Genomic DNA, 10357 nt, shown 5'->3' with positions numbered 1-10357 from the left:
CGCGACTGCGGCCGCGACACGGTCACCCTCACGTCGTACGACGACGAGACGCACGAGCTCACCTACACCTGCCAGTACAACGGCTACTCCGGCAGCACCAACCTGGCGACGGACTTCGAGGGGAAGCTGGTCTGGAAGGTCGACTGGCCGATGCGCTGGGCCGTCGAGCACGTCGACTTCGAGCCGGCGGGCATGGACCACGCGACCCCGGGGTCGTCGTTCACGGTCGGCCACTCGCTCGTCGAGGACATCTTCGGCATGCCGAGGCCGGCGTGGTTCGGCTACGGCTTCGTCGGGTTCGCGGGCGTCCAGAAGATGTCGTCGTCCGCGGGCGGCGCGCCCACCGCCGAGGACGCGCTACGAGTGCTGGAGGCGCCGATCCTGCGGTGGCTCTACGTGCGACGCAACCCGCGACAGGCGTTCAACATCGACTTCGGCCCCGAGGTGGTGCGGCTCTACGACGAGTGGGACGCCTTGGGCCGCAAGGCGCAGGACCCCTCACGTCGCGACGCCCAGGTGCTGGCCTACGAACGGGCCTCGTCGACCTCGATGGGCCCGCTGCCCAGGCCCCGGGTGGTGGAGCCGTTCCGGCAGCTGTCGTCGGTCGCCGACATCACCAACGGGGACCCCGCGCAGATCAGCCGGATCATCGGCGCATCGGTCGAGGACCTCGAGCCGCGGCTCTCCCGCGCCGCGAACTGGATCCGCGACTTCGTGCCCCCGTCGGACCGCACCACCGTCCGCTCCACCCCCGACCTCGCTCGCCTCTCGTCGCTGTCCGAGGACGAACAGCTCTGGCTCACCCAGCTGCTCGACCGGCTCCCGGCATCACTCGACCTGGACAGCACGACCGCGCTGGTCTACGGCGTACCCAAGCTCGCCCGCGGCCTCGGCATCGACGACCCGCCGACCGACGAGGTCAAGGCCGACCAGAAGTCGTTCTTCAAGCTGCTCTACAACCTGCTCGTCGACGCCGACCGCGGCCCGCGGTTGCCGACGCTGTTCCTGGCACTGGGACCTGACCGGGTGCGGGAGCTGCTGACGCCGCCGGCCTGAGCTCGCTCGCGCATGTAACTCCGTGTTCGTGTCACTGGACCAGTGTTCTGACACCGACCTAGTGACACGAACACGGAGTTACATGCCGCCTTGGCTGCCGCCGGTCGCTTGTCCACAGCCTTCGAAGTTGGTGGGCTGACGAGGGCAGGACGCGGGCAGTTGTCCTGCATGCACCAAGCACGGATCCTCATGGCATCCCAACGAGGGCTGCTGACCCGCAACCAAGCGCTGGACGCCGGCTTGTCGCCGACCACGATCCGCCACCTGATCCGGACGGGCGTGCTCGTCATCGTCCGCCGCGGCGTCTATGCCGACGGGGAGCTGTGGCGTTCACTCGACCCGTACCGCGGCCAACACCAGCTGCGCACCCGTGCGGCTTTGATGACGATGCGGCGCAGCTGGGTCGTCAGCCACGACTCCGCCGGACACGAGCACGAGCTCGACCTGCTGCTCCCTCCAGAACCCCACGTCCACATCACCCGCCCGGGGTGGACGAAGGCCTGGACCGAGTACGGCGTGAAGCACCATCTCGCGCCGTACTCGCCCGAGCAGGTCGTGGAGAGGCACGGGCTCCGTGTCCACGACCTCGCTCGGACTGCGGTCGACATCGCCCGGGAGCACGGATCGCCGTACGGCGAGGTTGCGTGCAACTCCGCGATGCGTCTGGGAGTGACCCGCGCGGAGCTCGAGGCCGCGTGCGAACCGATGCGCAACTGGCCGCACGTCACTCGCACGCGTGCCGCCGTCGCGTTCGCGCGACCGGGCGTCGGCAGCGTGGCCGAGACCTTGGGGATCATCCTGGTCGAAGAGCTGGCGATCGCGGCGCACATGGAGACGCAGTTCCCGGTGCGCCGCGCGGATGGCACCGTCGCCTGGCTCGACATCGTGCTGGGCTGCCACGGCTTCGAGGTCGACGGCAAGGGTAAGTACATCCCGGTCACCGAGGGCGGGCTGGCCAAGGAGCCGCCGTTCGAGGTGCTGTGGGCGGAGAAGCGCCGCGAGCGGGACATCCACCAGGTCGGCCTCGGCACCTCGCGCATCTTCTGGGAGGACTTCTGGGCGCCTCGTCGGGGCGAAGCCCTGCGCCGGCTCCGCAGTGACTACGAAGAGACCGTCGCCCGCTTCGGCACCCGGCTGCCGGAGCGACTCGTGCGCGAAGCCCGTGAGATCCGCGGCCGCGCGGGTGCCTGACCTCCTGCCCGCCGCAACCTCACTTGTAACTCCGTGTTCGTGTGACTGGACCAGTGTCAGAACACCGACGTAGTGACACGAACACGGAGTTACAAGCGGTCCCGGGCCGGCCGGCCCTACTCCTCGCCGGCGAGCAGCACGTCGTACGCCGTGGGGCTCGAGTCGCGCAGGAACTCCCGGCACCGCTCGTACTCGTCCAGCTCCCCGATCGACCGGGCGGCCTTGGCCAGCAGCCCCAGGCAGGTGAGGAAGCCGCGGTTGGACTCGTGCTCCCACGGGACCGGGCCGTGGCCCTTCCAGCCGTTGCGGCGCAGGAGGTCCAGCGAGCGGTGGTAGCCGACCCGTGCGTAGGCGTAGACGTTCACCGAGTCGCCGTCCCGGGCGACCTCGGCGGCGGCCAGTGCCGCCCACGCGGCCGGTGAGGAGGGGTGCCGGCGCACCGCCTCGTGCGGAGCGGTCCCCGCGTCCAGCGACGCCTGTGCCGGGTCCGGCGGGAGGTGGGTGGGCGGAGGGCCGGCGATCAGGTCCTGGTGCAGGTCGGGGGTCACGGAAGCATTGTCCCCGGCCCGGTGTTGGCTGAGGTCATGACCCAGCCCTCTCCGCCCGCCGCGGCGATCCTCACCGAGGAGAAGGACCCGTGGCCGGCGCTGTTCGCGCTCTGCCTCGGCTTCTTCATGATCCTGGTCGACACCACGATCGTGAGCGTCGCGACGCCGGCGATCATCGACGACCTCGGCGCGAGCGTGAACGACGTGGTCTGGGTGACCAGCGCCTACCTCCTGGCCTACGCCGTCCCGGTCCTCATCACCGGCAGGCTCGGTGACCGCTACGGCCCCAAGAACCTCTACATCGCCGGCCTGACCGTCTTCACCCTCGCCAGCCTCTGGTGCGGCCTGACCTCGTCGATCGAGTGGCTGATCGCCGCACGGGTGGTGCAGGGGCTGGGCGCCTCGATGATCACGCCGCAGACGATGGCGATCATCACCCGGATCTTCCCGCAGGCCCGCCGCGGGCTCGCGATGGCGCTGTGGGGCGCGACCGCCGGGGTGGCGTCGCTGGTCGGTCCGATCGTCGGCGGCCTCCTCGTCGACGGGGCCGGCTGGGAGTGGATCTTCTTCGTCAACGTGCCCGTGGGCGCGGTCGGCGTCGTCCTGGCCCTGCGCCTGGTGCCCAGGCTCGAGACCCACACCCACAGCTTCGACTGGATCGGCGTGGCCCTCAGCGGCATCGGCATGTTCCTGCTCGTCTTCGGCCTCCAGGAGGGCCAGCAGAAGGACTGGGCCGCCTGGATCTGGCTGATGATCATCGGCGGCGTCGCCGTCCTGGCCGCCTTCGTCGTCTGGCAGCACTTCAACCGCCGGGAGCCGCTGGTCCCGCTCGGCATCTTCCGCGACCGCAACTTCTCCCTGGCCAACGTCGCGATCACCGCGATGGGGTTCACGATCACCGCGGTGCTGTTCCCGTTCATGCTCTACGCCCAGCTGGTGCGCGACCTCAGCCCGACCAGGGCCGCGCTGCTCCTGGTGCCGATGGCGATCATGTCGATCGTGCTGGCCCGGCCGGTCGGGCTGCTCACCGACCGGGTCCACCCCCGGCTGCTGGTCTCCGCCGGCTTCGCGCTGCTGTTCGTGTCGATGGTCTGGCTCTCCCACGAGATGACGCCCGACTCCTCGACCACGGCGGTGATCGCGCCGATGCTCTTCTTCGGCATCGCCAACGCGCTGATCTGGGCGCCCAACTCGGCCACCGCCACCCGCAACCTCCCGCTCCACCAGGCCGGCGCCGGGGCGGGCGTCTACAACGCCACCCGCCAGGTCGGCGCGGTGCTCGGCTCGGCCGCCATCGCGGTGTTCATGGACGCACGGCTGGCGGCCGCCGGGCTGCACTTCTCACCGAGCGAGGGCGGCACGACGGGTGGGCTCCCGCAGCAGGTCCTCGCGCCGTTCAGCACGGCGATGTCGGAGGCGATGCTGCTCCCCGCCGTCGTGGTGCTCGCGGGGTTGGTGGCGTCGGTGTTCTTCGAGCGGCCGCGGCACGAGGGCTACGGCGGGAACGTCAGTGCATCCGAGTCGGCCGGCGCCGGATCCGGAGCACCAGCGTCAGCAGGCTGAGCATCAGGAGCGGCCCCCAGACGAACGCCCCGCGCAGCGTGAACGGCGCGGTGGTCGTCAGCGGACCGGCCGGACCGCTGGGCTTCGGAGCGTCGGCGTGGGGCGCCTCGGTCCCCGCCGTCGCGGTCGGTGTGGCCGCCGGGGTCTGGGTCGGCAACGTCGTGGGCGACGGCGCATCGGTGGGCCGGTTGGTCGGCTCGGGGAGCGACGCCGGGGTCGGTGACGACGATTCGGTGGCGGTCGGCGGCGGCGGTGGTGGCGGGACGGTCTCGGTCTCGGTGGGTGAGGAGCTCGGCTGCTGCGCCGGCTGCAGGGTCGGTGACCCCGTCGGGGCCGGCGGCAGCGCCTTGACCTTGTTGGTGACCACGAACCCGCGCAGCTCGCGCTTGGCCACCACGACGACGTCGGGGGCGATGGAGGTGTCGGCCCACGAGCGGAACGGCGCCGGCGCGCGGTCGAGCCGCTCCGACACGGTGCACGTCGCGCCCGACGGGATCTGGTCCGAGATCGTCTTCGGGCCCGACCCCGCGCGCATCCGCCACGTGTTGTCGGCGGGGGTGACGTTCACGCCGAGCAGGGTGCAGTCGTAGAGGCCCTCGAAGACGCGGTCCGGGTCCACGACGTGGTCCGGGTCCACCAGCTCGACGTCCAACGTCAGCGAGGTCACGTGCACCGGGTCGCCGGCGCACGTGAGCTGGTCGTCGGCCAGGAACGGGTAGGCGTGCATCTCGCCCGCTCCGGTGTGCACCAGGCTGCCTCCGACCAGGACCCGGCCGTTGGTGCCCTGGTTGGAGATCGTGGTGGTGCTGGACGCAGTGGGGACGAGCAGCGACCCCGGCAGCTGGGCGGCGCCGGTGACGTTCACGGTGTTGGCGGCCGGCAGGTTCCAGAGCATGTGGGTGGCGAGCCCGCCGAAGGCGGGGTCGTTCAGTGGGTCGATGGTCGAGCCGTCGGCGGCGAGGAGCGAGTCGATGTCGAGCGCGACGTCGGAGCCGGTGATGTTCACGATCACCGTCGCGCCGTCGGGCACGCCGACCAGCTGCAGCGACCGGCCGGCCTGCTCCTCGCCGTCCTTGTTGGCCTGGCTCGCGTGGTCCGCGTGGCTCGCGTGGTTCGCCTGGTGGCCGCGGCTCCCGTGCCGGCCGCCACCGGTGGTGTTGCCCTGCCACTGGCTGTCGACCTGCCCGGTGGTGCTCGGAAGGTCGACGCGGCCCGCCTCCGGGGTGCCACCGAGGGCGCTCGCGTCGAGCGTGAAGACCTGGGTGGTGGAGACGCCGTCACCGGTCAGGAGGAGCTGGTCGTCCTTGACCTCGACCTGGCCGGTCGGGGCCATCGCGGCGTACGTCGAGGACTTGCCGGCCAGCTGGCCGGCGAGGTCGAGGTAGGGCGTCGTGGCGCCGGCCACCCCGGTGTCGACCCGGCCGCCGTGGGGGTCGATGTCGGTGCCGGGAGCGACCGACCCGCCGACCACGACGTCACCGCCGAGGGACTGGCCGACGTCGACGTGGGTCCCGGCGGCGCCGGTCAGGTTGCCTCCGACGACGAGCATGTCGCTGTCGGCGTACGGCGTGACCTGCGACCCGAGCGCCGTGGCCCCGACCTCGTAGGAGCCCGGCTCGTCGCGCGCGAACGTGGCGTCTCCGAGCGCGACGACGGTCCCCTCGGCGCCGGCCGCGCCGCCGCTCACCAGCAGGCTGCCGCCCGCCAGGACCGAGACGTTGCCGTCGAAGGAGCCGGAGGGCGGTCCGGCGTGCAGGGCGGGCCAGCTCGGTGGGCAGGCGTCAGGGGCGGCGAGCGCTGCGCTCGTCGCCACACTTCCTGCGTTTGCCGCTGGCACCCCTCCGAGCCACGCCGACGCAGCCAGCAGGCATGCGACAGCGGCCCCCGAGAAGGTGTGACGGCATGGGGTCGCCACCCGACGATCCTTACACCCCACCGGGGGACCCCGCAGGAGAACGGCCGAACTCGTCGGAAGAACTTCGGCGGGGTGGGTTCACCCCTCAATCATGACACCCCTGGGGGTATCTGTGTGGAAGTGGGTTCAGCCGACTGAGTGGCCCGCCGAACGGAGGTGCCGACAGGCCTCCACGACCCGCGCCGCCATGCCGGCCTCGGCGGCCCGTCCCCAGGCCCGCGGGTCGTAGGTCTTCTTGTCCCCGACCTCGCCGTCGACCTTCAGCACGCCGTCGTAGTGGCTGAACATGTGGCCCGCGACCGGGCGGGTGAAGGCGTACTGGGTGTCGGTGTCGACGTTCATCTTGACCACGCCGTAGTCGACCGCGGCGCTGATCTCCTCGGCGGTCGACCCGGAGCCGCCGTGGAAGACCAGGTCCATCGGGCGTGACCCCTCGGGCAGCCCGAGCTTCTCGATCACCGCCTCCTGGGCGTTCTTGAGGATCTCCGGGCGCAGCTTGACGTTGCCCGGCTTGTAGACGCCGTGCACGTTGCCGAAGGTCAGCGCGGTCAGGTAGCGGCCGTTCTCACCGGTGCCGAGGGCGGCGACGGTGGCCAGGGCGTCTTCGGGCGTGGTGTAGAGCTTCTCGTCGATCTTGCCCTCGACCCCGTCCTCCTCGCCGCCCACGACGCCGACCTCGATCTCGAGGACCACGTTGGCCTTCCGGCAGGTGGCCAGCAGCTCCTTGGCGATCTCGAGGTTCTCCTCCAGCGGCACCGCGGAGCCGTCCCACATGTGCGACTGGAAGAGCGGCTCCTCACCGCGGGCGACGCGCTCCACCGAGATGGCCAGCAGGGGGCGCACGAAGCCGTCGAGCCTGTCCTTGGGGCAGTGGTCGGTGTGCAGCGCGATGTTGACCGGGTAGTTCTTGGCCACCTCGTGCGCGTACGCCGCGAGCGCCACCGAGCCGGTCACCATGTTCTTCACGTTGGGACCGGAGAGGTACTCCGCGCCGCCGGTGGAGACCTGGACGATCCCGTCCGAGCCCGCGTCCGCGAACCCCTGGAGCGCGGCGTTCAGGGTCTGGGACGACGAGACGTTGATGGCGGGGAAGGCGTAGTTGCCCTTCTGGGCCGCGTCGAGCATCTCGGCGTACTTCTCGTGGGTCGCGATCGGCATGGCAGAAACCCTAGTAGCAACCGCTACCCCCGCCAGGCCGGTCCGTCGTCCGAGAGATCGGCATGGGTGCGCACCCAGGCGTGCATCGCGATCGCCGCGGCGGCAGAGGCGTTGATCGACCGGGTCGAGCCGAACTGCGCGATCGAGAACGTCGCGTCGCACGCCGCACGGGCGGCGTCGGAGAGGCCGGGGCCCTCCTGGCCGAACAGGAAACACACCCGGCGCGGCACTGCGGTGGTCTCGAGGTGGAGCGACCCGGGCAGGTTGTCGATGCCCCAGAGAGGCACCGGACCGCCCGGCTGCTCGTGGAGGTGGGCCGCCAGCTCCGGCACGCTCCCGTGGTGGACGACGTGCTGGTAGCGGTCGGTGACCATCGCACCCCGGCGGTTCCAGCGGCGGTTGCCGACGATGTGCACCTCCCGCGCGAGGAACGCGTTCGCAGAGCGCACGATCGTCCCGATGTTGAAGTCGTGCTGCCAGTTCTCGATCGCGACGTGGAAGTCGTGGCGGCGGGTGTCGAGGTCGGCGACGATCGCCTCCATCGTCCAGTAGCGGTAGCGGTCCACGACGTTGCGCCGGTCGCCCTCGGCGAGCAGCTGCTCGTCGTACTGCTCCCCCGTCGGCCAGGCGCCCTCCCAGGGGCCGACCCCGACCTCGGCGGGTCCGTGCGGCATCGGGTCGTACGGCGCCCGCTCGCCGGCGCCGCCCTCGTCGCGACCGGCCCCGTCGACAGCCATCAGCCGAAGGCGGACACCTGGCCGGGCGCCCGCTGTGGCCGGGCCAGGGCCCGGACCAGCGCGGTCTGGCCGTGGCGATCGGCGGCGACCACGGCGAGGAGCGCGAGCACCGCGGCCACGACGTCGCCGGGGAACTGCGGGGTCTCCACGCCGGTGCTCGCGGCGAGGTCGTCGGCGTGGACCATCATCTCCATCAGCCGGGTGACGGTGAGGTCGTGAGCGGTCAGCGCCCAGCCCTGCCACGGGAGGAGCACGGAGTCCGGCTCGCGGCCGTCCGCCGCGGCCAGCGCATCCGGCAGCGCCTCCAGGCCGGCGGCGGCGCGCGCCGCGAGGGCATCGCTGCCCGAGCCCGCCTCGGCGTCGGCGCTCTCACGGATGGTGGTGTTGGCCTCCTCGTCGAGCGCACTGTGCGCCCACGCCGCCCGTCGGTAGTGCTCGGCGACGGGGATCGGGGCCAGCTCCGAGGGAGGGGCGCTCAGCAGCCCCACGGCGAGATCGACCTGCGCGACGAGGTGGTTGGCCAGCCCGCCGATGCTCATCCCGGCACACGCGCTCTCGTCGGTCCAGCGCGCGGTCACCTCCGGTCGGGTGGCGAGCCCGCAGGCCAGCCGTGCAGAGGTTTCGAACCCGTCGGCGAGCGGCAGTGGCACCGCGTCAGCGTACGACCGACCGCCGACGGACGCCGACGTCGACGTCGCTCACCCGGGCGGCAGGTACCGTTTGGGCGTGACCATGCTGGCGGCCGACCACCTGCATGCGCTCATCCTCGGTATCGACTGGACGGATCCGGCCTACCTGCTCGACCGTTTCGGCGCCGCGTTCCTCTGGATCAGCCTGGTCATGATCTTCGTCGAGTGCGGGCTCTTCTTCCCGTTCCTCCCGGGCGACACGCTGCTGCTGTCCCTCGGCGTGTTCATCGCGACGCCGGAGCACGGCATCGACAACTTCCCCGGGCCACGGCTGGTCGAGCTGACGATCACCCTGGCCCTGCTCGTCGCCGCAGCCATGCTCGGCAACGTCGTCGGCTACGAGATAGGCCGGGCCATCGGGCCACCGCTCTACCGGCGCGAGGGCCGGATCCTCAAGAAGAAGTACTTCGACAACACCCACGCCTTCTTCGAGAAGCACGGCAACAAGGCGCTGGTCATCGGCCGGTTCGTGCCGTTCGTCCGCACCTACATCACCGTCGTCGCGGGCGTCACCCGGATGGACCGGCGCCGCTTCCTCACCTGGAGCCTCGTGGGCGCGCTCCTGTGGGTGCTCAGCATCACCCTGCTCGGCTACAACCTGGGCCGGCGGGTGCCGTGGCTCCGCGACAACATCGACTACGCGATCCTCGCGATCCTCCTCCTGAGCGCCATCCCGATCGCGATCGAGTGGCTGCGCCGGCGTCGCCGCCACAACGCGGAGCCTTCCCCGGACCACGAGGGCCCGGAGGAAGCCGGCGAGACGACCGCCGCCGAGGAGGCCGCGGTCGGCGAGGCCTAGCACCACCGCTACCGCCGCGAGGCGCCTCGGCCTGGCCGCTGGGCCCCGGACACCTCAGGTCGGACGTACGGCGGCCCGTGCCGCGTCCAGGTCGGCCTTGGTGAGCACCGGCCGCACCTCGAGGCCCACGTCGGCGAGCGGGTTGTCACCCGCGGGGCTCCGGTCGATCGCGCAGACCACCACCTCGACCGTGGCGCCCGCCTCGCGCAGGGCGTTCGTCGCGTCCCGGACCGCACCCCCGGTGGTGATGACGTCCTCGACCAGCGTGACCCGGCGACCCGCGACGTCCGGCCCCTCGGCCAGCTTGCAGGTGCCGTACTCCTTGGCCTTCTTGCGCACGAACAGAGCCGGCAGCGAGGTCTGGCTGCTGAGGACGGTGGCGATCGGGATCCCGCCCATCTCCAGTCCTCCGAGCAGCTCGGTGCCCGGCGGCACCAGCTCGACCATCGCCGCAGCGACGCGAGCGAGCAGCGCCGGCTCGGTCTCGAAGAGATACTTGTCGAAGTACTCGTGAGACACCTGACCAGACCGGAGCGTGAACGTCCCGGAGAGCCGGCAGGCGGCGTCGATGTCGGCGGCAAGGCTGGGATCGGCGGTCACGGCCTCATCCAACAACATCCGGGGCGGTCGGCCCTGAGTGGCGGTGCCCTGGCAACCCCCTTCCCCGTGGACAACGGGTGCACTCCCACCGCCACCCGGGG

The 10357-nt window shown here is 71.4% G+C and carries 10 protein-coding genes; 4 read left to right on the top strand and 6 right to left on the bottom strand.

What is annotated here, in order from left to right:
• Window positions 1-1056: lysine--tRNA ligase (lysS, locus tag VFV89_RS03010; RefSeq protein WP_329704417.1), on the top strand; the 1056-nt coding region annotated here is incomplete at its 5' end.
• Window positions 1057-1245: 189 nt separating this feature from the next.
• Window positions 1246-2247 carry a type IV toxin-antitoxin system AbiEi family antitoxin domain-containing protein gene (locus tag VFV89_RS03005; RefSeq protein ID WP_329704416.1) on the top strand — a complete coding sequence of 334 codons (1002 nt, stop codon included), beginning with the start codon at window positions 1246-1248 and terminating at the stop codon, window positions 2245-2247.
• Window positions 2248-2363: 116 nt separating this feature from the next.
• Here VFV89_RS03005 and VFV89_RS03000 read toward each other — a convergent pair whose 3' ends face one another.
• Window positions 2364-2795, bottom strand: coding sequence for a DUF3151 domain-containing protein (locus VFV89_RS03000; protein ID WP_329704415.1), 432 nt, complete (start codon window positions 2793-2795; stop codon window positions 2364-2366).
• 36 nt (window positions 2796-2831) lie between these two features.
• Here VFV89_RS03000 and VFV89_RS02995 point away from each other — a divergent pair, with 36 nt between their 5' ends.
• The gene (locus tag VFV89_RS02995) at window positions 2832-4358 is read left to right on the top strand and encodes a DHA2 family efflux MFS transporter permease subunit (protein WP_329704414.1); all 1527 of its coding nucleotides are present in this window, start codon (window positions 2832-2834) and stop codon (window positions 4356-4358) included.
• Here VFV89_RS02995 and VFV89_RS02990 read toward each other — a convergent pair.
• The 4 genes from VFV89_RS02990 to VFV89_RS02975 form a co-directional block, all read right to left on the bottom strand.
• Window positions 4303-6171, bottom strand: coding sequence for a choice-of-anchor A family protein (locus VFV89_RS02990; RefSeq protein WP_329704413.1), 1869 nt, complete (start codon window positions 6169-6171; stop codon window positions 4303-4305). The genes VFV89_RS02995 and VFV89_RS02990 overlap by 56 nt on opposite strands.
• 228 nt (window positions 6172-6399) lie before the next feature.
• Complete coding sequence (gene fbaA / locus VFV89_RS02985) at window positions 6400-7431, bottom strand: class II fructose-bisphosphate aldolase (protein ID WP_329704412.1); 1032 nt, start codon at window positions 7429-7431, stop codon at window positions 6400-6402.
• A 23-nt stretch (window positions 7432-7454) separates the two neighbouring features.
• A complete protein-coding gene (locus VFV89_RS02980; RefSeq protein ID WP_329704419.1) occupies window positions 7455-8105 on the bottom strand; it encodes a TrmH family RNA methyltransferase in 651 nt (216 codons plus the stop codon).
• Window positions 8106-8167: 62 nt separating this feature from the next.
• The gene (locus VFV89_RS02975) at window positions 8168-8818 is read right to left on the bottom strand and encodes a maleylpyruvate isomerase N-terminal domain-containing protein (RefSeq protein ID WP_329704411.1); all 651 of its coding nucleotides are present in this window, start codon (window positions 8816-8818) and stop codon (window positions 8168-8170) included.
• A gap of 82 nt (window positions 8819-8900) precedes the next feature.
• Between VFV89_RS02975 and VFV89_RS02970 the strand changes: the two genes are divergently transcribed.
• Window positions 8901-9656, top strand: a complete 756-nt coding sequence (locus tag VFV89_RS02970; RefSeq protein WP_329704418.1) for a DedA family protein — start codon at window positions 8901-8903, stop codon at window positions 9654-9656.
• Window positions 9657-9710: 54 nt separating this feature from the next.
• Here the strand turns inward: VFV89_RS02970 and pyrE are convergent, their stop codons facing one another.
• Entirely contained in the window at window positions 9711-10256 is a 546-nt protein-coding gene (gene pyrE / locus VFV89_RS02965) for an orotate phosphoribosyltransferase (protein ID WP_329704410.1), read from the bottom strand.
• Between the last annotated feature and the right edge of the window lie 101 nt (window positions 10257-10357).

The organism is Nocardioides sp., assembly GCF_036274455.1.
Classification (GTDB): Bacteria; Actinomycetota; Actinomycetes; order Propionibacteriales; family Nocardioidaceae; genus Nocardioides.
Note: the sequence above shows the minus strand (reverse complement) of the source record. Positions and strands in the feature narration are given on the sequence as shown.

Bases quoted from the DNA above. Each gene is read 5' to 3' on its own strand.
- VFV89_RS03005 (WP_329704416.1), top strand. From the start codon at position 1,246: ATGGCATCCCAACGAGGGCTGCTGACCCGCAACCAAGCGCTGGACGCC.
- VFV89_RS02995 (WP_329704414.1), top strand. From the start codon at position 2,832: ATGACCCAGCCCTCTCCGCCCGCCGCGGCGATCCTCACCGAGGAGAAG.
- fbaA (WP_329704412.1), bottom strand. From the start codon at position 7,431: ATGCCGATCGCGACCCACGAGAAGTACGCCGAGATGCTCGACGCGGCC.
- VFV89_RS02980 (WP_329704419.1), bottom strand. From the start codon at position 8,105: ATGCCGCACGGACCCGCCGAGGTCGGGGTCGGCCCCTGGGAGGGCGCC.
- VFV89_RS02970 (WP_329704418.1), top strand. From the start codon at position 8,901: ATGCTGGCGGCCGACCACCTGCATGCGCTCATCCTCGGTATCGACTGG.